Origin of the sequence: Corynebacterium sp. (assembly GCF_022712195.1) — a bacterium.
GTDB lineage: Bacteria > Actinomycetota > Actinomycetes > Mycobacteriales > Mycobacteriaceae > Corynebacterium.
Genome location: NZ_JALAGY010000037.1, coordinates 45,265 through 66,937, shown reverse-complemented (window position 1 = coordinate 66,937; position 21,673 = coordinate 45,265). Strand labels below are relative to the sequence as shown.

The 21,673-nt window shown below is 70.1% G+C and carries 18 protein-coding genes; 12 read left to right on the top strand and 6 right to left on the bottom strand.

Annotated elements, in window-relative coordinates; genetic code table 11:
• The first annotated feature begins 19 nt into the window (after window positions 1-19).
• Window positions 20-1,189 carry an acyl-CoA dehydrogenase family protein gene (locus Q0A34_RS04815; protein WP_291478874.1) on the top strand — a complete coding sequence of 390 codons (1,170 nt, stop codon included), beginning with the start codon at window positions 20-22 and terminating at the stop codon, window positions 1,187-1,189.
• Between the two features lie 270 nt (window positions 1,190-1,459).
• Here the strand turns inward: Q0A34_RS04815 and Q0A34_RS04810 are convergent, their stop codons facing one another.
• Window positions 1,460-2,005 (bottom strand): DUF402 domain-containing protein, encoded by a 546-nt coding sequence (locus Q0A34_RS04810; protein ID WP_291478873.1) that lies wholly within the window; start codon window positions 2,003-2,005, stop codon window positions 1,460-1,462.
• Between the two features lie 12 nt (window positions 2,006-2,017).
• A complete protein-coding gene (locus Q0A34_RS04805; protein ID WP_363316429.1) occupies window positions 2,018-2,803 on the bottom strand; it encodes a hypothetical protein in 786 nt (261 codons plus the stop codon).
• 243 nt (window positions 2,804-3,046) lie between these two features.
• Between Q0A34_RS04805 and typA the strand changes: the two genes are divergently transcribed.
• From typA to dapC, 6 genes are all read left to right on the top strand, one after another.
• Window positions 3,047-4,957, top strand: a complete 1,911-nt coding sequence (gene typA, locus Q0A34_RS04800; RefSeq protein WP_291478872.1) for a translational GTPase TypA — start codon at window positions 3,047-3,049, stop codon at window positions 4,955-4,957.
• Window positions 4,958-5,000: 43 nt separating this feature from the next.
• Window positions 5,001-6,905: an ABC transporter substrate-binding protein gene (locus Q0A34_RS04795; protein ID WP_291478871.1), complete on the top strand. Its 1,905-nt coding sequence runs from the start codon at window positions 5,001-5,003 to the stop codon at window positions 6,903-6,905.
• On the top strand, window positions 6,898-7,845 hold the full coding sequence (gene mshB, locus Q0A34_RS04790) for an N-acetyl-1-D-myo-inositol-2-amino-2-deoxy-alpha-D-glucopyranoside deacetylase (protein WP_291478870.1): 948 nt from the start codon (window positions 6,898-6,900) through the stop codon (window positions 7,843-7,845). The genes Q0A34_RS04795 and mshB overlap by 8 nt, the downstream gene beginning before the upstream one ends.
• Before the next feature lie 4 nt (window positions 7,846-7,849).
• Window positions 7,850-8,305 (top strand): hypothetical protein, encoded by a 456-nt coding sequence (locus Q0A34_RS04785; protein WP_291478869.1) that lies wholly within the window; start codon window positions 7,850-7,852, stop codon window positions 8,303-8,305.
• A 176-nt stretch (window positions 8,306-8,481) separates the two neighbouring features.
• Window positions 8,482-8,805, top strand: a complete 324-nt coding sequence (gene fdxA / locus Q0A34_RS04780) for a ferredoxin (RefSeq protein WP_291478868.1) — start codon at window positions 8,482-8,484, stop codon at window positions 8,803-8,805.
• 61 nt (window positions 8,806-8,866) lie between these two features.
• Entirely contained in the window at window positions 8,867-9,994 is a 1,128-nt protein-coding gene (gene dapC / locus Q0A34_RS04775; protein WP_291478867.1) for a succinyldiaminopimelate transaminase, read from the top strand.
• A gap of 22 nt (window positions 9,995-10,016) precedes the next feature.
• Here the strand turns inward: dapC and Q0A34_RS04770 are convergent, their stop codons facing one another.
• From Q0A34_RS04770 to Q0A34_RS04760, 3 genes are all read right to left on the bottom strand, one after another.
• Complete coding sequence (locus tag Q0A34_RS04770) at window positions 10,017-12,629, bottom strand: ABC transporter permease (protein WP_291478866.1); 2,613 nt, start codon at window positions 12,627-12,629, stop codon at window positions 10,017-10,019.
• Between the two features lie 133 nt (window positions 12,630-12,762).
• A complete protein-coding gene (gene dapD / locus Q0A34_RS04765) occupies window positions 12,763-13,707 on the bottom strand; it encodes a 2,3,4,5-tetrahydropyridine-2,6-dicarboxylate N-succinyltransferase (protein ID WP_291478865.1) in 945 nt (314 codons plus the stop codon).
• A 57-nt stretch (window positions 13,708-13,764) separates the two neighbouring features.
• Window positions 13,765-15,201 (bottom strand): amino acid permease, encoded by a 1,437-nt coding sequence (locus Q0A34_RS04760; protein WP_291478864.1) that lies wholly within the window; start codon window positions 15,199-15,201, stop codon window positions 13,765-13,767.
• Window positions 15,202-15,268: 67 nt separating this feature from the next.
• Here Q0A34_RS04760 and dapE point away from each other — a divergent pair, with 67 nt between their 5' ends.
• Genes dapE through Q0A34_RS04735 form a run of 5 tightly spaced genes read left to right on the top strand, consistent with a single transcriptional unit; the run spans window position 15,269 to window position 20,018 of the window.
• Window positions 15,269-16,489, top strand: coding sequence for a succinyl-diaminopimelate desuccinylase (dapE, locus tag Q0A34_RS04755; RefSeq protein ID WP_291478863.1), 1,221 nt, complete (start codon window positions 15,269-15,271; stop codon window positions 16,487-16,489).
• Window positions 16,490-16,540: 51 nt separating this feature from the next.
• A complete protein-coding gene (locus Q0A34_RS04750) occupies window positions 16,541-17,392 on the top strand; it encodes a TIGR00730 family Rossman fold protein (protein WP_291478893.1) in 852 nt (283 codons plus the stop codon).
• Between the two features lie 20 nt (window positions 17,393-17,412).
• On the top strand, window positions 17,413-17,634 hold the full coding sequence (locus tag Q0A34_RS04745; RefSeq protein WP_291478862.1) for a hypothetical protein: 222 nt from the start codon (window positions 17,413-17,415) through the stop codon (window positions 17,632-17,634).
• Complete coding sequence (locus Q0A34_RS04740) at window positions 17,631-19,088, top strand: aminopeptidase (RefSeq protein WP_291478861.1); 1,458 nt, start codon at window positions 17,631-17,633, stop codon at window positions 19,086-19,088. Before Q0A34_RS04745 ends, Q0A34_RS04740 begins: the two co-directional genes overlap by 4 nt.
• A gap of 48 nt (window positions 19,089-19,136) precedes the next feature.
• Window positions 19,137-20,018 carry a methyltransferase domain-containing protein gene (locus tag Q0A34_RS04735; protein ID WP_291478860.1) on the top strand — a complete coding sequence of 294 codons (882 nt, stop codon included), beginning with the start codon at window positions 19,137-19,139 and terminating at the stop codon, window positions 20,016-20,018.
• 62 nt (window positions 20,019-20,080) lie between these two features.
• Here the strand turns inward: Q0A34_RS04735 and Q0A34_RS04730 are convergent, their stop codons facing one another.
• On the bottom strand, window positions 20,081-21,610 hold the full coding sequence (locus tag Q0A34_RS04730; protein ID WP_291478859.1) for a GH32 C-terminal domain-containing protein: 1,530 nt from the start codon (window positions 21,608-21,610) through the stop codon (window positions 20,081-20,083).
• Window positions 21,611-21,673 lie beyond the last annotated feature (63 nt).

The following is a 21,673-nucleotide window of genomic DNA, read 5'->3' as shown; positions in this document are numbered from 1 at the left end:
CCCAGGAGACTGAACGTTCATGGCTTTCAACCCTGATTTTGACCTCTTCCAGCTGCCGGACGAGTACCGCGAGCTCCGTGACAGCATCCGCGGCCTGTCGGAGCAGGAGATCGCTCCGTACGCCGCCGCCGTCGACGAGGACGAGCGCTTCCCGGAGGAGGCGCTGAAGGCGCTCAACGACAGTGGCTTCAACGCGATCCACGTCGGTGAGGCCTACGGCGGGCAGGGTGGCGACTCGTTGGCCGCGGTGATCGTCATCGAGGAGGTCGCCCGCGTGTGCGGTGCCTCCTCGCTGATCCCGGCGGTGAACAAGCTCGGCACGATGGGGCTGATCCTGTCCGGCTCCGAGGAGCTCAAGCAGAAGGTGCTGCCGGACATCGCCAACGGTGCCATGGCGTCCTACGCCCTGACCGAGCGGGAGGCGGGCTCGGACGCCGGCGGCATGAAGACCAAGGCCGTCCGTGACGGTGACGAGTGGGTTCTCAACGGGTCCAAGTGCTTCATCACCAACGGTGGGCGTTCCACCTGGTACACCGTGATGGCGGTGACCGACCCGGAGGCCGGCGCGAACGGCATCTCGGCGTTCATGGTGCACAAGGACGACCCCGGGTTCCGGGTCGGCGGTCTGGAGCACAAGCTGGGCATCAAGGGATCCCCCACGGCGGAGCTGTACTTCGAGGACTGCCGCATCCCGGGCGACCGGATCATCGGCGAGGAGGGCACCGGGTTCAAGACGGCGCTGGCCACCCTGGACCACACCCGTCCGACGATCGGTGCACAGGCCCTGGGTATCGCGCAGGGCGCCTTCGACGCCGCCGTGGAGTACGTCAAGGAGCGCAAGCAGTTCGGCAAGCCCATCGCGGCGTTCCAGAGCACCCAGTTCATGCTCGCCGACATGAAGATGAAGATCGACGCCGCACGGCTGATGATCTACACCGCGGCGTCCAACGCCGAGCGTGGCGAGGCTGAGGGCGGCGAGAAGCTGGGGCTGATGGCCGCCGGCTCCAAGACCTTCGCCTCGGACATCGCGATGCAGGTCACCACCGACGCGGTGCAGCTTCTGGGCGGCTACGGCTACACCCGCGACTTCCCGGTCGAGCGGATGATGCGCGACGCGAAGATCACCCAGATCTACGAGGGCACCAACCAGGTCTGCCGCATGGTGATGGGCCGCCAGATCCTGAAGTAGCCCGCGTGCCGTCGCCGTGTCGTCCTCCTGGGAGGGGTCGGCAGTGTCGGCGCACACAGTTAACCCCCGGCCCTGTGGGTCGGAGGTTGACTGCTGACGTTTCAAGAGGAGAATGCTCAGCTGCCGTATACGAGGTGTCCTTCCGGTCGCTTCCGTGCCTGCCGGCCACCTGTGCGGTGGCTCTGACATTCAATCTACGGCCGGGTTCTTGGAGGACCCTGGCAGTGACCTGCGGCGTCAGTGGAAGTTCACGTAGTGCTCACGCAGGGGTCACGGGTCTTCCGGGGCGGCGTACTCGACACCTGTGGCCCAGGTGAGCGGGTGCCCCCGGGACCGCAGCCAGTCCTCCACTCCGCCGGCGTCGAGCATGCCGTCGATGAGCCGTTGGGAGGATCCCAGGGCCCGTGTGGCCGTGGGGACGTCGAGGTATCCGGCGGTGAGCGCGTCGCCGAGCTCCTCGAGGTCGAGTACCTCCCACCGGCCCCCGGTGTAGGTGACCAGGTCCACGTAGAGGTCGGTGGTGCGCCAGTGGGGTCCGGCGTCCTCGACGAGGGCGATGTCGACGTAGAGGTCCTGGCCGGGGAACCGGCCGCCGTGGCCCTCCCGGAAATGGAACCGGTTGACCCGCAGGTCGAGGTCGGGGATCAGCCAGCTCTCGAGATAGCCGAACCGCGGGTGGTCCGCCTGCCGGGCCATGTAGAGCATGCCGTCACGCTGTTCCCAGCGCTCCACCCGCCGGCGGAAACCCTTCGGGTCGGTGTTGACGCGTTCCGGGACGTCGAAGGTCTCGGTCTTGGGTCGGTGCAGGCCGCTCATGGGGCAGTGGGGTCAGCGGACGTTGAAGATCCCGGCGGTCGGCAGGAAGGTGCAGTTGCCCTGGGCGCCCTCTTCGTCGGTGGTCACGCCGCCTTCCAGCAGTGCCAGGACGTGGCCGGGGCCGGTGTCCGCCAGGCCGTTGACGGTGGCGGGCCCCTCGGGGTTGATGCCGCCGTAGCCGAGTTCGGTCTGGCCGATCCGGCCGTTGTTGATGTTGACCCAGTGCACGCGCATGCCGGTCTTCTGGTGCTCGGCGACAGGACCGGTGCCCAGGGCGGTGAAGACGAAGGAGACGTGGCCGCGGGGGACGCCGGGCAGGGGGAGTTCGGCGGGACCGGGGACGCCCATCGCCATGCCGACGGCGTTGCTGGTGCCGCCGATGCAGTTCTGCGCGAGCGTGGGCCAGCCGAACTGGGTGAATCCGGGACCGTTCTCCGGGATGCCGACGCCGGGCTCGCCGTCCCCGCGGAAGAAGCCGACGACGCGCTTGAGGATGCCGCTGACGTTCTCGGGGACGTCCGGGTTGTTGGCGAAGTCCTCGATCTGCCTGAGCAGTTCGGGGGAGGGGCGCCCGAGGTTGTCGATCGGCAGGTCCGGCAGTCCGGGCAGCACGGGTGCGGAGTGGGCGGCGGGCGCCGCTGCCAGGGACGCGCCGGTGGAGACGGCGACCGCGGTGAGCACGGCGGTGCAGGCCCGGACGACGCGGCGGGTCGGTCGTCCGGTCCGGGCGGGGCGCGTGGTTCGGGTGAACTGGGAAAGCACTGTCGGCCTCTCGGTGGTGGTGAATCGTGTCGTCAATCAGAACGCCACGAGCGCATCAAACGTCACATTCGCCCCAACAGTAACATGAGTAACATACGGGGCCAAGGTTCTCTTTGGGGTACCATACCAGTGAGAGGCGTTCACCCGGCAAGAATTGCGCCGATGAGAAAAAATGGCCATCAGTCGAGTAACCTGGAACGTCGTCGTCCCCCGAGGGGCCTGAGAGAGGCCCCGGGTCCCCGACCACGACTGACTCCCAATTAGGAAGCTGAAGGATCTGTGTCACTGACTGAATTCCGTAATGTCGCCATCGTCGCCCACGTTGACCACGGCAAGACCACCCTCGTCGACGCCATGCTGCGTCAGTCCGGGGTGTTCGATGCCCACGGCGAGGTCGAGGACCGTGTCATGGATTCGGGGGACCTGGAGAAGGAAAAGGGCATCACCATCCTGGCCAAGAACACGGCGATCCGCCGTGCGGGCAAGGGCAAGGACGGCGGTGACCTGGTCATCAACGTCATCGACACTCCCGGTCACGCGGACTTCGGTGGCGAGGTCGAGCGTGCCCTGTCGATGGTCGACGGAGTCGTCCTGCTGGTCGCCGCCTCCGAGGGGCCGCTGCCCCAGACCCGTTTCGTGCTGGGTAAGGCCCTCGAGGCCAAGATGCCGGTGATGATCTGCGTCAACAAGACCGACCGGCCCGACGCCCGTATCGACGAGGTCGTCACCGAGGCACAGGACCTGCTGCTCGAGCTCGCCTCGGCCCTCGACGACGAGGAGGCCGCGGCCGCCGCCGAGACACTGCTGGACCTGCCCGTGCTCTACGCCTCCGGCCGTGCAGGCAAGGCCTCGACCGAGAACCCGGGCAACGGCAACGTGCCGGACGCCGAGGACCTCCAGGCGCTGTTCGACGTCCTCTACGACGTGCTGCCCGAGCCCTCCGCCGACATCGACGCGCCGCTGCAGGCCCACGTGACCAACCTGGACTCCAGCTCATTCCTGGGCCGTATCGGTCTGATCCGCGTCTTCGCCGGCACGATCCGCAAGGGCCAGCAGGTCTCCTGGATCCACTACGACTCCGACGGGGTCGAGCACACCAAGACCGCCAAGATCGCCGAGCTGCTGCGTACCGTCGGTGTCTCCCGCGTCCCGGCCGACGAGGTCATCGCCGGTGACATCGCCGCGGTCTCGGGTATCGAGGACATCATGATCGGCGACACCCTCGCCGACCCCGAGCACCCCGTCGCCCTGCCGCGTATCACCGTCGACGAGCCCGCCATCTCGATGACCATCGGTGTGAACACCTCGCCGATGGCGGGCCGTGGCGGCGGCGACAAGCTCACCGCCCGTGTCGTCAAGGCGCGCCTGGACCAGGAGCTGATCGGCAACGTCTCGATCCGCGTCCTGCCCACCGAGCGTCCGGACGCCTGGGAGGTCCAGGGCCGTGGCGAGATGGCGCTGTCCGTGCTGGTGGAGACGATGCGCCGTGAAGGCTTCGAGCTGACCGTCGGTAAGCCGCAGGTCGTCACCCGTACCGTCGACGGCAAGCTCCAGGAGCCCTACGAGCACATGATCATCGACGTGCCGGAGGAGCACCTCGGTGCCGTCACCCAGCTCATGGCCGCCCGCAAGGGCCGCATGGAGGGCATGGACAACACCGGCACCGGCTGGATCCGGATGAACTTCACGGTCCCGTCCCGCGGCCTCATCGGCTTCCGCACCATCTTCATGACCGAGACCCGCGGGACCGGTATCGCCAACCACTACTCGGCCGGTTACGAGGAGTGGGCCGGCGAGATCAAGGGCCGTCCCAACGGTTCGCTGGTCTCCGACCGCACCGGTCAGATCACCGCCTACGCGCTGACCCAGTTGGCGGACCGCGGTGACTTCTTCGTCGAGCCCGGCACCCAGACCTACGAGGGCATGGTCGTCGGCCAGAACAACCGCGACGAGGACATGGACATCAACATCACCAAGGAGAAGAAGCTCACCAACATGCGCTCGGCCACCGCCGACGCCACGGTGACTCTCGCCAAGGCCCGTAACCTGACGCTCGACGAGGCCATGGAGTTCTGTGGCCAGGACGAGTGCGTCGAGGTCACCCCGGAGAACATCCGGGTGCGCAAGGTGATCCTCAGCGCCACGGAGCGTGCACGTGCGCTGTCGCGCATGAAGGCCCGCAACAAGTAGGTCGAACCCTCCAGCAGCCCGGATCATGAGGAGCCGTCGCCAGGTGAAGCAGTTCAACAGGTTCCGGCGGTGTCCGTCGTCCGCCATCGCGGTCGCCTCGGTCGCCACTGCCTGCGGCCTGGTGCTGTCGGCGTGTCAGGCTGATCCGGGCGACGCCCCCACCGTCGACGACGCCGAGGAGGCGGGCGAGGAGCAGCGGGGCAGCTCCGGCGGCCACGGGGACAACGGCTCCGCGGGTGTTCCCGAGGAACTGCGCACGATCTCGGTCGGGGTCGACCGGATACCGGCGGACCTCAACCCCCATCTGGTGGGCTCGCGGTCCATGCTGACCTCCACTGTGGCCGACCTGACCATGCCCAGTGCGTTCACCCTCGGCGAGGACGGACGCCGGACCGAGCTGAACTCCGACCTGCTGGACTCCGTCGACGTGCTGGCCGGTGAGGAAGACGCGCCCACCAAGGTCCGCTACACGCTCGCCCACGAGGCCCAGTGGTCGGACGGCTCACCGATCAGCGGCTCAGACTTCCACTACCTGTGGCAGCAGGTGATGACCATGCCCGGCACCACGGACAACGCCGGTTACGCCGACATCGGCGATCTTGCGGTGTCCGCCGGGGGAACCACGGTCACGGTCACGTTCTCCCGCCCCCAGCAGGACTGGCGGGACCTCTTCGCGCACCTGTTGCCCAGTCACATCTACGGGTCCGAGGGCCGCAACTTCACCACGGCCCTGGGCGCCCTGCCCGCGGCCTCCGGCGGTGTCTACACCGTGCGCCAGTTCGACCCGGGGCGGGGGAACCTCGTCCTGGAGCGCAACACCAGGTACTGGGGCTCCTCGCCGGCCCGGACCGACCGGGTGGTCTTCTCGGAGTCCGGGGACGTGGACACCTCGACCCAGATGCTGCGGGCCGGGCAGTTCCAGATGCTCACGACACGCAGTGGTGCCGTCACCGCCGAGGCCGTGGGCAGCCTTCCGGCCGTCGGTTCCACCACGGTGGACCTGGACACCCGGCTGGACCTGGTCCCGAACGTCGCCGCCGGACGCCTGGCGTCGGCCGAGGCCCGCAGGGCCCTGTTGTCCACCGTCGACGCCGACAAGGTGGCACGACTGGTCTCCGGGGACCCGGACGCCGTCGCGCCTGAGGGCGGGGCCGGCGCGTTCCGGGGGAGCGGGGAGTCCGACGGTGCCTCCGGCATCATCGGTGCGACACGGTCCAATCCCCTGCGGATCGCCGCCGACACGCTGGACGACGAGGCCGTCGAGGCCGCCCGTCGAGTCGTCGACCAGCTGGTCTCCGCTGGGGTCCCCGCGACGGTGGTCACACCGACGGCCTCCGACCTGTACTCGGCGTTCCTGCCCCGGGGCGACGTCGACGCGGTGGTGGCGTGGCAGGACCGGGAGCGTACCCGGACCGACCTGCGCAGCGGTTTCTCCTGCGACGAGGCGGACCGTCCGCAGCGCTCCCCGTCCCAGCAGCTCCCGACCGAGTCGGAGGTGTCCACGGAAGCGGAGAGCGGCCCGGACATCGAGACGGACACCGAGACGGACACCGCGACGGACACGGAGCCGGACACGACGGCCTCGGGCACGGAATCGGACGCGGCGTCTGACACGGCGACGGACGGGGAACCTGCGGCGCCGAACGCCCGGGCGTCCAACATCTCCGGTTTCTGCGACCCGGACCTGGACGAGCTCCTGCTCGGCGGTTCAGACAGTGAGATCAGCGACTACCTCTCCGGGCAGGCGCTGTCCCTGCCGCTGATCGGTGACCGGGTCGTGGTGGGCCGCTCGGCCGCGCTGGCCGGCCCTTCCGGGCGGATCGCCTCCTGGCCCGTGGGGGAGAGGTCGGGTCCCTTCGTCACCGTCGCGGAATGGTACCGCGTCGGTGACCGGGACGCCGACGGAGGTACCGAGACCGACACGACCGGGGAGAACGACGATGAATGACAAGTACGGGCACGGCGACCTCTCGAGACTGCGGATCGTCGCGGTCCACGCGCACCCCGACGACGAGTCGATCTGGGGTGGGCTGGCGCTGGCCAACTGGATCCGCCGCGGCGCCGAGGCGACCGTGGTGACCTGCACCCTCGGTGAGGAGGGCGAGGTCATCGGCGACAAGTACGCCAGCCTGGTCGCCGCGGAGAGGGACATGCTCGGCGGCTACCGTATCGCTGAACTGCAGCGTGCGCTCACCGAACTGGGTGCCGGGCGCCCGGTGTTCCTCGGCGGGGCGGGCAGGTGGCGTGACTCCGGCATGGCGGGGACCCCGGCGGCGGAGCATCCCCGGGCCTTCGTGAACTCGGGTGACACCGCCGTGGACCAGCTCGGCGCACTCTTCGACGAGCTGCGACCCCATGTCGTGGTCACCTACGGGCCTGACGGCGGGTACGGGCACCCCGACCACATCCGTGCCCACGAGATCACCCACCGTGCCGCCACGCGGGCGGTGGCGGAGGGCCGGTGGGCGCCGGCACGGATCTACTGGACCGCACAGGAACGCGAGCGTGTGGTGGCCGGGCTGGAGGAGCTCGCCGCCGCCGGCGGGCCGCCGGAGGGATGGCGTTTCCCGGAGCCCGGCGAATTGGCGACGGTGCCCGCCGGGGTGGTGGACGCCCGTGTCGAGGGCGACGACCGCGACGTCGACGCCAAGCGCCGTGCCATGGCAGCCCACGCGACGCAGTTGTGGGTCGCGGACGGCTCGGTATCCGACGTGAATGACCGGCCCCGCTACTCGGCCGGGCGTGTGGCCTTCTGCCTGTCCAACCTCATCGCGCAGCCCCTGCTCGACTCGGAGAGCTACACGCTGGGTCGGGAGTTCCCCGGGCAGGGCGGGTTGTCGCCGGAGACGGCGGACAGACTAGACTGTCTGTTTGCCGAAGGGAGGTGACCTGATGTCATCTGACGAGACGACTGCCGTGGATCCCGGTGCCGAGCCGCACTGGGGTGACCCGGAACGTTCGCAGGTCCGTCGGGACACCTCGCGTGCGGAGCGCGTCGCCGGCATCATCTGGCTCTGCGTCGGGGCGCTGGTGGCGATTCTGCTGTCGGCCCTGTACCTGGGCTCGAGGATCACCGTCGGTGATGTCTCCGTACCCTTCCCGTGGCCGGTACTCGCCGCCCCGTGGTTCAACCACGTGCTGGTGAAGACGGCCCTGCTGTGGACCGACGACCGGCGGATCGCCGCCGCCCCGTTGTGGGTGTGGCTGGCCGGATACGCGCTGCTGCTGTTCTGGCCGGTGCTCCCCGGGCTCGGGGGAGACACGGTCCTCCCCGGGACGGTGTGGGCCCTGCTGCTCCTCCCGCTGGGGGCGGCCGGCGGCGGTTGGGCATTACTGCGGTTGAAGTGAGAAGATCACAGCGGCGACGGAAGGTGACGGGCGGTGACGACCGTTGACGACCGTTGACCGGCGGCAACTGCGGTGCAGGTGGACTGCACAGTGACCGGCCGCCCCGGTGACCACGGGGCGGACGGTGGACAACTTGAGAACCCAGACAGTGACGAACTCCAGAAGGTGACAACCAGATGACCTACGTGATCGCGCAGCCGTGTGTGGACGTGATGGACCGGGCGTGCGTGGAAGAATGCCCCGTCGACTGCATCTACGAGGGCAAGCGGGCGCTGTACATTCACCCGGACGAATGCGTGGACTGCGGCGCCTGTGAGCCGGTCTGCCCGGTCGAGGCGATCTTCTACGAGGACGACCTCCCCGACGAGTGGGAGGACTACTTCGACTACAACGTCGCCTTCTTCGACGAGCTCGGCGACCCGGGTGGAGCGGCGAAGCTCGGCCCGCAGGACTTCGACGTGGAGGGGATCCGGAACCTCCCGCCGCAGAACCAGGACTGAGATCCCGTCCGGCCCCACTCCCGGCCCTGTGCCGGCGCTACCGTTGTTGAGGATGAACCCCATGCCCCGCCATACCCGTCGCACCCTGTCCACTGAACTCCCCGATTTCCCGTGGGACTCGCTGTCCGGTGCGAAGAAGGTGGCGTCGGAGCACCCGGAGGGGATCGTGGACCTGTCGGTGGGCACCCCGGTCGACGAGGTCGCCCCGTCGGTTCAGCTGGCGCTCGCCGAGAACGCCGCGGCACCGGGCTACCCGCAGACCGCGGGCACGCCCGAGCTGCGTCGGGCGATCGTCGCCGCACTGGGTCGACGCTTCGGCGTCACCGGGGTGGCGGAGGACGCCGTCCTGCCGGTGGTGGGCACCAAGGAGGCGATCGCCTGGCTGCCGTTCCTGCTCGGTGTGACGCCGGGGCAGACCGTGGTGATCCCGGAGCTGGCCTACCCGACCTACGAGGTGGGTGCCCGTCTCGCCGGGGCGACGGCCGTGCGCAGTGACTCGCTGGTGAAGCTGGGTCCGGACACACCGTCACTGATCTTCATCAACTCCCCGGCGAACCCGCACGGCAGGGTCCTGGGGGTCGACCACCTCCGCAAGGTCGTCGCCTATGCGCGGGACCGTGACGTCGTGGTCGTCTCCGACGAGTGCTACCTCGGCCTGGGATGGTCAGACGGGGAGTCCCCGGTGTCGGTCCTGGACCCCCGGGTCTGCGACGGGGACCACACCAACCTCGTCGCGGTGCACTCCCTGTCGAAGACCTCGAACCTGGCGTCCTACCGGTCCGGTTTCCTCGCCGGAGATCCGGCGCTGATCGCCGAGCTGCTCAGCGTGCGCAAGAACGCCGGCCTGATGATGCCGGGCCCGATCCAGGCGGCCAGTGTGGCCGCCCTCGACGACGACGACCAGGAGACCCTGCAGAAGGAGAGCTACCGTAGGCGTCGTGAAGTGCTGTCCGCCGCCGTGGAGGCCGCCGGCCTGCGCATCGACGACTCCGAGGGCGGGCTCTACCTGTGGGCGTCGGAGGGACGGTCCTGCCGTGAGACCGTCGACCGGCTCGCGCGACTGGGCATCCTCGTCGCACCCGGCGACTTCTACGGCCCGTCCGGCGCCGAGCATGTGCGCATCGGGCTGACGGCCACGGACATGCAGATCGTCACCGCCGCCAGACGGCTCGCCGGCGGGCTGGACTAGGTCCAGCCCACAGTTCCCGGCACTACGGCTGGGACGCCTGGAGCGGGGGGATCCGGGCCGCCCGCACTGCCGGTGCCAGCGCGGCGAGGACGCCGAGAGGAACCGAGGCCACCAGAACCCCCGCCACCAGCCCCCATGGCACGGCCAGGGTGGAGAGGCCCACGTCCGACAGGACTCCCAGGAGCGCCCACCCCGCCCCGAGTCCCAGGAGAGTGCCGAGTGCCGCGCCGTAGACCGTGGTCTGCAGCGACTCCACCACGACCATGCGGCGCACCTGGGCCCGGCCCATGCCGACCGCCCGGAGCATGCCGATCTCGCGGCGGCGTTCCACCACCGACAGTGCGAGGGTGTTGACCACCCCCATCACCGCCACGAGCACGGCCAGGGCGGTCAGTGCGTAGAGCGCCAGGACGATCCTCTCCACGAGCACCGACTGCTCCCCGGCGAACTCCGCAGGAGTCTGGACCGTGACCTCCGCACTGTCGCCGAGCAGACCGTCCAACCCTTCGGCGAGCTGTTCCTGTGACCGGGTGCCGTCACCGTCGACGAGCAGCGCCATCACCCGGTGACCGGTGCCGCCCTGGGCCCCAGGGGCCAGCCGCCAGAAGGCGCTGGCGCCGATGACGACGTCGCCGAGGATCCTGGAGTGGCCGTAGGTACCGGTCAGGGGCAGCTCGACCGCCCGCCCCTGTCCCTGTGCTGCGACAGGGACCGGATCGCCGATCTCCCAGCCGTGTGCGGCGGCGTAGGAGGACGACATGGTGATCCCGTCGTCGGTGCCGATGTCCAGGTCGCCACGCTTCTCGCCGACGTCCAGGACGTCCGACGGGTCCCCGTTGCTGACGGTCACCAGGGGCAGGCCCTGCTGCGGGTCGTCGCCGACGACGGCGAGGGCCTTGCCGAGGGTGAAGGTGGCGCCGACCCCGGGCTCCTCACGGACCTCGTCGACGGTGCTGCCGGGGACAGGTACGTCGACGGCGCCGCCGGGGGCGGCGACGACCAGGTCCGCGGAGACCTCGGTGTCGACGGCCTGACGCAGTGAGGCCACCGTCGACGCACCGGCCATGCCGGTCACGGTGACCAGGCACATCCCTAGGGTAAGTGCGAACGCCGTGCCGGCCGTCCGACGCGGTGCGCGGCGTGTGGTGCGTACCGCCAGCGCCCCGGCGGTACGGAAGGAACGCCCCAGGGGGAGGCTGAACAGTCGTCCCAGCGGCGGCAGCACGACCCGGGAGACGGCGGGGGAGACGAGGTACACCCCGGTCAGTGCCAGGAGGACCCCGGCGCCGCAGGCGGCGGCCCTGGCAGGGGTGCCCCATCCGGGGTCCAGTGCCGCAGCAGTAGCGGCAGCGGCACCGGTGAGGCCGGTCACCGCCCCGGACAGACTCCGGCGACGTAGTGCGGACCCTGTCCCCGTGGCGGCCGCGGGGGCGGTCCCGGCCGGTGGAACGGATGCGGCCCGACCGGCCGGTCCCCATGCGGCGAGGACCGTCGTCACCGTGCCGACGATCCAGGGCAGCAGGACCGCGGTGGCCAGCAGGGTGGGGTCGCCGGCGGGAACCTCCGCTGTGAGGGGACCGGTGTCGGGCACGAGCCGCGTACCTGCGGTCACCAGCCCGAGACCGGCGGCGACACCCAACGCCGAACCGAAGCCACCGGTGACCAGCGCCTCACACAGCACCGAGGTCGAGACCTGACGGGCGGACATCCCCAACGCCCGCAGCAGGGCGTAGTCGCGGAGGCGCTGACCCACGGTCATGGCGAAGGTGTTGGCGATGATGAACATCGCCACGACCAGGGCGATCACACCGAAGGCGCCGAGGATGTAGCGCAGGTACCCGACACCGGTGTCCAGGACGGCCGAGTCGGCCTCCTCCACCTCGGCGGCGGTGCGCACCGACAGTGCGGGGTGGTCGGGTGTGCCGGAGAGCTCCTCCTCCAGGGCCGTCGCCGCTGTCTCGGCGGCGGTGCCGGGTGTGGTGCGCAGCGCCAGCCCGGGTGGGCCGTCGGGGGCGAAGGTCTCCCGGTAGTCGCCGGTGTCCAGTGACAGTCCGATCGCCCCGGTGCCGTCATCGCTGCCGGCGGACAGGCCGCTGACGGTGAGGGTCAGCCCCTCGGCCGGTCCGGTGACGGTCACCGTGTCTCCGACGGAGAGTCCGGTGCTCTCGGCGGCGGAGGCGGTGAGCACGACCTCGCCGGGGGACGGCGGGGACCCGGCGACCAGCCGGGTCCCCGGGTCCAGGGCGTGGTCGGCGTCGTAGAAGGGTGTCGGACGTACGGGCATGCCGCCGGTGTCCACCGTCAGTCCGTCAGCGGACGGGCCACGGCTGAGGACCACGCTGCGGCGGTCGTCGACGGTGACACGGTCGACCAGTGGATGGTCGACGATCCGGTCCCGGACCCGGTCGGGGATCACGCGGTGGCCGTCGGCGGGGCGGACGACCACGTCGGCGTGACTGTAGTCGGAAGCGGTGAGCCTGTCGACGGACTCGCTGAGCGCCGAGGAGAGCAGGGCGGTCCCGGCGATGAAGGCGGTGGACAGGGCCACCGCGAGGATCGTGAGGACCAGCCGGGCCCGGTGGGCCCGGAGACCGCGGAGACTCAGGCGCAGGAGCGTCCGTGCCGCCCGGCTCATCGTGCGGCGGGCGGGGTGTGGACGGGGTGGGCAGGTGAGGCTGCGGGGTGTCCCATGGGAGGAGAGCTTTCTGGGGGAGAGAAGGAGAGGAGAGAGGGAGAGCGGAGAGGGGAGGCCGAGGCCGGCGGACCGGTCAGTTCTTGTGGAGGTCCTCGTTCAGCTCCACCGTGCCCGTGGTGCGGGCGACGGCCTCGACGGCACCGGTGACCGAGTTGCGGCGGAACAGCACGTTGGAGACCCCGGAGAGTTCGGAGGCCTTCACCGTGTCACCGTCGCGGGCGCCGACCGCCTCGGCGACGGCGCCGGAGACCACGGCCTTGGTGCCGAAAGTGACGTACAGGCCGGCCTCGACGACGCAGTCGTCGCCGAGGGAGATGCCCAGCCCGGAGTTCGCGCCGAGCAGGCAACGCCGGCCGACGGAGATCACGGCCTTGCCGCCACCGGACAGGGTACCCATGATCGAGGCGCCGCCGCCGACGTCGGAACCGTCACCGACGACGACGCCGCCGGAGATCCGGCCCTCGACCATCGAGGACCCCAGAGTGCCGGCGTTGAAGTTCACGAAGCCCTCGTGCATCACGGTGGTGCCCTCGGCGAGGTGGGCCCCTAGACGGACCCGGTCAGCGTCACCGATGCGCACGCCGGTGGGGACGACGTAGTCGACCATCCGGGGGAACTTGTCGACGGAGAGGACCGTCACCCGGCCACGTCGGCTCAGCCGGGCGCGCGTGGCCTCGAAACCCTCGACGGCACAGGGGCCGAAGTTCGTCCAGACGACATTGGCCAGCTTGCCGAAGATGCCGTCCAGGTTGCATCCGTGGGGGCGGAGCTCGCGACCGGAGATCAGGTGGAGACGCAGGTAGACGTCGGCGGTGTCGACGGGGGCGTCGTCCAGGTCGGTGATGACGGTGTGCACCACGGCGAGACGCACACCGCGGTCGGCGTCCTCACCCTCGAGGTGGGACAGGTCCGTGGGGGAGGACGGGGCCTCCCCGAGTCCGAACTCGGGGTACCACACGTCGAGGACGGTGTCGTCGGCGGTCAGGGTCGCAATTCCGGTTCCATACGCGGCAGTCATGGTGAGCCAGTCTACCTGCCGCACACCGGAGTGCCACGGGGGACGTGGCGGTCCGGCCTAGCCGTGGTTCCCGTTGCCCTCCGCCGCCACCGTGCGTGCGTGGTGGCGGGTGACGTACAGCCCCAGCAGGCTCATCGCGGTGAACGCCACGGCCACGGTGACCACCTGGTCACGGGCGGTCTCGTCGAACAGCATGAGCACGGCCAGGCCCACCAGCGCCACCAGTGTGACGATCGGCAAGGTGGGCCAGGCCCACATGCGCACCTTGAGGCTGCCCTCGGCCTCGAGCTGCGGACGGAGCTTCAGCTCGCTGAGCACGATGATGAACCAGATCACCAGCAGGCAGCCGCCGACGGCGTTGAAGAGGATGTTGATCAGGTTGTCCGGGCCCCACACCTGCAGACCCACCGAGATGAAGGCGAAGACCAGTGAGCAGATCACCGCGGCGGTCGGGACCTTCTGGGAGGAGACCCTCCGGAAGATCCGGGGCGCGTTGCCCTGGTGGGAGAAGGAGAAGGTCAGGCGGGAGGTCGCGTAGATCTGCGCGTTGAACGCAGAGAGCAGCGCCAGGACGATGATGACCTCCATGAACCCGACCACGCCGGGGATGTCGGCCATCGCCAGCACCCGGGTGAAGGGGGAGTCGGCGGCGCCCTGCGCGTCGTCGAGGGTGGTGAAGTTCAGCAGGGCGGTGATCACCAGCACCGAGCCGAGGTAGAACAGCGAGATACGCCAGACCACCGCACGCACCGCCGCGGTGATCGCCTCGCTGGGCTTCTCGGACTCGGCGGCGGCGATGGTGACGATCTCGATGCCGCCGAAGGCGAAGGCCACGGCCAGCAGTCCCGCGGCAATGCCCGAGACACCGTTCGGGGCGAACGGGGAGAAGTTGTCCGCGCCGACCGGCTCGTGGCCGGGCAGCAGCCCGAAGATCAGCAGCGCACCCACGACGAGGAAGAAGATGATGACGGCGACCTTGACGAAGGAGAACCAGTACTCGAACTCGCCGAAGCCGCGGACCGCGAACAGGTTCACCACGGTGAACAGGATCACGCAGAGCAGGCCCGGGATCCACCCCTCGACCCCGAACCAGTTGCCCATGATGGCGCCGGCCCCGGTGATCTCCGCACCCATCACCATGATCAGCATGAACCAGTACAGCCAGCCTGTGGCGAATCCGGCCCAGGGGCCCAGCGCCATCTTCGCGTAGGTCGCGAAGGTGCCCGACGCCGGTCGTGCCGCGGCGAGTTCGCCGAGCATGCGCATGACGAAGACGACGATCACACCGGCGACGACGTAGGACAGCAGGACCGCCGGCCCCGCGGCCCTGATGCCCACACCGGTACCGAGGAAGAGACCCGCGCCGATGGCGGAACCCAGCCCCATCATCGTCAGGTGCCGGACCTTGAGGCTGTGTCCGAGATCCCGGTTACCGGCCTCGGTCGGTGCCGCACCCCGGGAACCTGCGGGGGTGTCGCTGTGCTGAGTGCTCATACTCCGGGATTCTCGCACACTCGTCCGGCGGCCGAGTCCATAGCCCACTAGAGTGAGTGCCACGATGATGAATCCCGCGTCCTCCACCCCGTCCTCCCCGTCCTCCCCGTCGTCCGGCACTGCTCCGGAGACCACCGCCGCGCCGACCGTGCCACTGACCACCGCCGACCTCTCGGCGGACCCGGTGGAGCTGACCCGCACACTGGTCGACGTCCCGAGCCGGTCGCATGAGGAGGAGGCCATCGCCGACGCTCTCCACACCGCGCTCGAGGGACTGCGCGCGGACCACCCGCACGTCACCGTCGACCGTCACGGCAACACCCTGGTGGCACGGACCCACCGTGGCCTGCCCACGCGGGTGATCCTCGCTGGTCACATCGACACCGTCCCGCCTGCCGGGAACCTGCCGTCGTCGCGGCGGCCGGACGAGGCGGGCCGCGACAGCATCCACGGTCTCGGGTCGGTGGACATGAAGTCCGGGGACGCCGTGTACATCCACGCCTTCGCGACCCTGGCCGGCGACCCCCGACTCGCCCACGACCTCACCCTGGTGCTCTACGAGGGTGAGGAGGTGGCGACCCGGTACAACGGTCTCGGCCACCTGGTGGAGTCACACCCGGACTGGCTCACCGGCGACGTGGCTCTGCTGGGGGAACCCTCCGGTGCCGTGATCGAGGCGGGCTGCCAGGGGACGCTGCGGGTGCGGGTGACCGCCCACGGCACCCGTGCCCACTCTGCCCGGGCCTGGCTCGGCGACAACGCTGTCCACCGGCTCTCCCCGGTGATCGCCAGGGTGGGTGCCTACCGTCCCCGCGACGTCGACATCGACGGCTGCCTCTACCGGGAGGGGCTCAACGTGGTCCACCTGGAGGCGGGGGTGGCGACGAACACCGTCCCGGACGAGGCCTGGATGTTCGTGAACTTCCGGTTCGCCCCGGACCGCACGGCCGAGGAGGCCCTCGACCACACCCTCGGGGTCCTGGGGGTCGGCATACCCGACGACCCGGTCGAGGGCTTCAGCGTCGAGGTCGACGACCTCGCCCCCGGAGCACTGCCGGGTCTCCATCAGCCTGCCGCGGCGGCACTGGTGGAGGCCACCGGGGGTAACGTCCGCGCCAAGTTCGGTTGGACGGACGTCTCCCGTTTCTCCTCCCTGGGGATCCCGGCGGTGAACTTCGGGCCCGGGGACCCGGGTCTGTGCCACACCCCGCAGGAGAACTGCCCGGTGGAGATGATCGAGACCGTGAGTGCCCAGTTGACCGACTACCTGACACGGAAGGCGCGGTGACGTGCAATGGCTGACAATGACCCCCGACCCTTCACCTACCAGGGGCCGGTGATGAGACGCGGCATCGACGGCGTGTACCCGGGCACCCCTTACCCGCGGTCCACCACGGACCAGCGGCTGCTGGACGAGCAGCCCAACACCGACTGGCTGCACGCCGACCCGTGGCGGGTGATGCGCATCCAGTCGGAGTTCGTCGAGGGGTTCGGTGCCTTGGCTGAACTGCCCAAGGCCGTCACCGTGTGGGGGTCCGCCCGGGTGAAGGAGGACCACCCCTACTACGAGATGGGTCGGGAGCTCGGCCAGCGGCTCAAGGAGGCCGGGTACGCGGTGATCACCGGGGGCGGCCCCGGGCTGATGGAGGCACCGAACCGGGGCGCCGCCGAGAGCGGCGGACTGTCCGTGGGGCTGGGCATCGAACTGCCCCACGAGCAGGGCCTGAACTCGTGGGTGAACCTCGGCCTGAACTTCCGCTACTTCTTCGTCCGCAAGACGATGTTCCTGAAGTACGCGCAGGCCTTCATCTGCCTGCCCGGGGGGTACGGCACGCTCGACGAGCTCTTCGAGGCCCTGGTGATGGTGCAGACCGGCAAGGTCCGGCAGTTCCCGATCGTCCTGCTGGGCTGCGACTTCTGGCGTGGCCTGGTCGACTGGATCACCACGCGTCTGGTCGAGGAGGGGATGGTCTCCGAGGGGGACCCGGACCTGTTCCTGCTCACCGATTCCCCGGAGGAGGCCGTCGCGTACTGTGTGGCAGCCCACCAGGGGCAGGTCGAGGAGCTCGAGGAGCGGCGCAGCCAGCTCCTCCGGGAGCTGGAGAACCTGGAGAAGCAGGCGGGACGGATGTCGGGCGGTGACGGCCCCGGCACCGCTGACGTGCCCGCTGACGGCGCCGGCAACCGGTAGTTCGGGTATTCTCGGCACCCATGTATCTGCTCATCACCGTCATCGCGTCACTGCTGGTGGGCCTCGTCCTGGTCTACCTGGTGCTGACGGTCTTCGACCGTGAGCCGCCGGCGCCGGGGCGCACCCGCGGGGCTCGGCGGGGCGCGGCACGGGGTGAGGGCGAGATGTCGGACGAGCCACAGGACGAGCCACAGGACGGGGTCACCGGTGGGCACCGTGAACAGCAGGAGAGGGCACAGTGAAGAAGATCCCGAATCTACCCCGTCCGGTACCCGAGATCACGGTGGGAGACACCGTGACCGGCAGTGACGTCATCGACTGCAGGGTCGTCCGTGCATCGGCCGGCGACACGGCCGCCGAACCCCGCGCGGACCTGGCCGACGACGGGGTGTGGGAGGTCCGGGTCCCGGACACGGCGTCCCCGTTGACGGACCTGGCGGAGCTCGCCGAGGAGCCCCGGCTCGCCGAGGACGGTTGGCGGGCGGCCGCGGCGGTACTGGTCCGCCGGCTCGGCGCACTCGTCGACGGCCACCCGGTACGGTCTAAGCGGCACACCGTGCAGATCCGGGTGCCGGAGGGCACCACCGTGCACAACCTGCGCAACCTCTGCCAGGGCGTCGTCCTGGGTGGTCGGCACCTGGTGGTCAGCAGGAAGGACCCCGCCACCGACGTGCGCTCGGTCCACCTCGACCTCAGTGACCTGACCGATGACGCCGTGGTCCAGCGCGCGGACGACGCCGTGCACCGGGGCCGTGTCCTGGGGGCTGCCACCGTGCTGGCCAGGGACATCAACGCCGTCCCCGTCCCGACGGCGACGTCGGTGTGGTGGCGGCGCAAGGCCAAGGCGGTCCTCGGTGACGTGCCGGGGACCCGGGTCAAGACCCACGGCCGGGGATGGCTGCAGCGCAAGGGCTTCGGCGGCATCCTGGCCACCGCCACCGCGGGAGCCGGGGTCAACGACCCCGCCGGCGAGGACGAGGTCGGTTTTGTCGAGATGTTCTGGGACCCGGCCGCCGCCGAGGGTGACCTCACCGACGACAGGCCGGACGTCCTGTTGGTCGGCGGGGCGCCGGTGCCGGCGGTGATCCGGGCCCTGGCGGAGCTGAAGGGGCCCCGCAAGGTCGTCGGACTGGTGCCGGTGCACGGTTACAGTCCACCCGTGTCCGTGCCGGGGCGGGCCCGGGCGGTCGTCGAGCACGTCGACGGGACCACCTCCCAGGTGCCGGCGGTGGGCAGCGCTGTCGCACGGGCGGAGATCTGCCGCCGACTGGCGCTGGCGGACGCCGTGGCCTGGGGCGTCCAGCGTCACCGGCCCCGACGGGTCGTGGTGGTGGGGCCGGTGTCCACGGCCTCGAAGACCGCGCTCGGTGAACTGACCGGAGCGGTCAGCGGTGACGAGCAGGCTGTCCGGCGCGTGACGTTGCGCGGGGCGAAGGTCGGGGAGCGGTGGTGGCCGCTGCCCGCACCGTCGTACCTGGAGAAGAACGTCAGTGCCCGGGACGCCGACCTCACGGTCGCCCCGGAGGGGCCCGGTGCACTGACCGCGGCGATGTACCTTCGCCGTTTCGCCGACGGCGTACCCTGCACGGTCCTGGACACGACGGGGCCGTCGTGGTCGGACTCCGTGCACGGTGACATGGGCCGGGGCAGCACGGGTTTCGCGGCCCGCACTCTTGTAGAGTGGTTCCGGAAGTAGCCGTCCCGGCTCTTCTTCGTTCCACTACCGAGGGGAGACCCCGCACCCGTGCTCTCTGATGTCATCGACCTTCTCGCCGACCCGGTGGACGGCACCCCGTTGCGCGCCGGTGACGACGCGTGGAAGACCCTGGTGTCCGAATCCGGTCACAACTACGACGTGGCGCGTCAGGGCTACGTCACCCTCGCCGGTGGTGCAGGCCTGCGCTACACCGGTGACGACGCCGAAATGATCCAGGCGCGGGAGACCTTCCTCTCCGGTGGGCACTTCGCCCGCTTCGTCGAGGCGATCACCGACCACGTGGGCAGGGCCCTCGACGACGCCGGTGTGGAGGACGACGCACGCCCGGCGATCGTGGAGATCGGGGCCGGTACCGGCTACTACCTCTCCCACACCCTCGACTCGATCGAGAACTCCCGTGGCGTGGGCATCGACGTGTCCGTGCCCGCGGCGAAGCGGCTGGCCTCGTGCCACCGCAACATCGGGGCGGTCGTCGCCGACGCATGGTCGCGTCTTCCGCTGCGCGACGGGGTGGTCGACGCGGTGACGGTGATCTTCGCCCCCCGTAACGCCGCCGAGTTCGCCCGGGTGCTGTCCCCGGAGGGACAGGTCGTCGTGCTCACCGCGGACGCGGGCCACCTGGCGGAACTCCGTGAACCTCTGGGCATCATCGATGTCGAGGAGGGCAAGGTGGAGCGGATGATCGCCCAGGCGTCGGGCCACCTGGTGCCGGTGGGGGAGCCGGAGAGCGTGGAGTTCGAGATGACGCTGGACCAGGCCTCGATCGCCGCCCAGATCGGCATGAGCCCCTCCGCGCGTCACATTCACCCGACCGTGCTGGCGGAGCGGATCGCCGCGCTGCCGGAGACGATGACGGTCACCGCCAGGGCGGCGATCACCCGCCTGCGTCGAGATCCCGGCCTGGGCTGAGGGGGGCAGGACCGGCCCGGGCCCACCGGCCGGGGCCACCGGCCGGGGCCACCCGCAGGGGGTCACTCGCCGGGGTCGATGCCCGCGGCGAGGTCCCGGTCGGCCAGGACCGCCTCCCGGATGAGCTTCTCCTGCTCGGCGGGGTCGTCAAGGTGGGCGAGCTGGCGCTGGAGCTGACGCCCCAGCGACTCCATCGCCGACAGGACCCGGGCCCCGCCGGTGGCCCGCACCGAGAACCTGTCGAAGGCGCGTGGGCCGGTGAGGGCCGTGGTCAGCGACACCAGGCCGCCGTCGGCGAAGACCTCGCAGACCGGGCCGTCGACGAAGATGGTCAGCGTGTCACTGTCCCCGTCGGTGAGCGGTGCGACCCGGGTGTCACCGTCCCTGGTCACCGACACCTCGCCGCCGGAGTGTGCGACGCTGACGAGTACACCGCCGTCCCTGTCCAGCAGGTCGACTGTGGCGGTCCCTGTCTCGACGTCGAGCTGGGCGGTGTAGACCGCGGCACGGTCGGTGTAGGACCGCACGGCGGTGGGAAGACCGATGACGTCCTGGTACAGGTGGCCGTCCCTCAGGCTGAGGAACCTCGGCACCGACAGGCAGTTGGCCCAGGTGGCAGGCTCGTCCGTGGAGTCGCTGTGGGGGTAGGCGCCGACGAGCCCGGAGAGGACCGGGCGGCTGCCGTGGACCAGCCGTGGCCGGGTGAAGTCGTGGCCGTGGTCGAGCAACTGGAAACTCGTCGAGGTCCGGAACGTGCTCCCCTCGAGCTGGCCGACGATGTAGCCGGTGGTCTCCCGGTCCCGGGGTGACGTGGCGTCGTCGCCGGCGTGACTGTCGCCGGCGCTGCCGTCGTCGGGGAAGGTGATGAACAGGACGTCCTGCTCCTCGCCGGTGCCCAGGTCGGTCATCCGGGTCAGACGGGGGGCGTACGGCCGACCCCGGGGAACGGATTCACCGGTGAACTCCAGGGCCCCGCGGACAGTCCAGGACTGCCGGTCGGCTGACTCCAGCACCACGATGCGGGCGTCGACGTCGTCGACCAGGTCCAGGGCGACCATGATCCACTCCTCGCCGCGTCGGACGACCGACGGCGTGGCCAGGTCGTGCACGGGGTGGGCGGAGTCGTCGATGTCCACCGGGCCGAGGCGTTCGACGAAGGGGGACACCACGCTGGGGTCGTCGGAGACCTCGGCGACGGCGGACCCGAGGTCGGCGATGCGCGCACGCTGGACGCTGAAGGACCTCTCGCCACGGTGACCGTGGGGCAGCGCGTTGGACCGCAGGGCAGAGGGGTCGACGTCGCCCACGGGGGTGGTGGTGACGAAGAACAGTTCGACTCCGTCGCCCAGAGGCACGGCCGACCCCGCCAGACAGTCGATCTCGTCGTCCCGTGGGACGAGGACGTCGTCGCACACGTCCCACCCGTAGGGGATGCTCGACGCGACCTGGTGGGCCCAGCGGGCCCCTGCATCGGGTCGAGGCCGGAACTGGTGGAAGACATGGAGGGAATCCCCCCGGCCCAGGGCTCCGGCAGGTGCCTCGAGGACGCCGACTTCCGCGGTGACGTGTAGTTCAGGTCTGTAGCGGTTCACGTCATCCCTGTATACCACCGTCACGGACCCCGGCGCCGCCGGTCGGCAGTGAATTCCAGTGAC

What these genes read in the sequence shown, in the direction of transcription:
- Q0A34_RS04815 (WP_291478874.1), top strand. Translation starts at nt 20, where the DNA reads ATGGCTTTCAACCCTGATTTTGACCTCTTCCAGCTGCCGGACGAGTAC.
- dapC (WP_291478867.1), top strand. Translation starts at nt 8,867, where the DNA reads ATGCCCCGCCATACCCGTCGCACCCTGTCCACTGAACTCCCCGATTTC.
- Q0A34_RS04810 (WP_291478873.1), bottom strand. Translation starts at nt 2,005, where the DNA reads ATGAGCGGCCTGCACCGACCCAAGACCGAGACCTTCGACGTCCCGGAA.
- dapD (WP_291478865.1), bottom strand. Translation starts at nt 13,707, where the DNA reads ATGACTGCCGCGTATGGAACCGGAATTGCGACCCTGACCGCCGACGAC.
- Q0A34_RS04745 (WP_291478862.1), top strand. Translation starts at nt 17,413, where the DNA reads ATGTATCTGCTCATCACCGTCATCGCGTCACTGCTGGTGGGCCTCGTC.
- fdxA (WP_291478868.1), top strand. Translation starts at nt 8,482, where the DNA reads ATGACCTACGTGATCGCGCAGCCGTGTGTGGACGTGATGGACCGGGCG.
- dapE (WP_291478863.1), top strand. Translation starts at nt 15,269, where the DNA reads ATGAATCCCGCGTCCTCCACCCCGTCCTCCCCGTCCTCCCCGTCGTCC.
- mshB (WP_291478870.1), top strand. Translation starts at nt 6,898, where the DNA reads ATGAATGACAAGTACGGGCACGGCGACCTCTCGAGACTGCGGATCGTC.
- Q0A34_RS04785 (WP_291478869.1), top strand. Translation starts at nt 7,850, where the DNA reads ATGTCATCTGACGAGACGACTGCCGTGGATCCCGGTGCCGAGCCGCAC.
- Q0A34_RS04770 (WP_291478866.1), bottom strand. Translation starts at nt 12,629, where the DNA reads ATGAGCCGGGCGGCACGGACGCTCCTGCGCCTGAGTCTCCGCGGTCTC.
- Q0A34_RS04750 (WP_291478893.1), top strand. Translation starts at nt 16,541, where the DNA reads ATGAGACGCGGCATCGACGGCGTGTACCCGGGCACCCCTTACCCGCGG.
- Q0A34_RS04760 (WP_291478864.1), bottom strand. Translation starts at nt 15,201, where the DNA reads ATGAGCACTCAGCACAGCGACACCCCCGCAGGTTCCCGGGGTGCGGCA.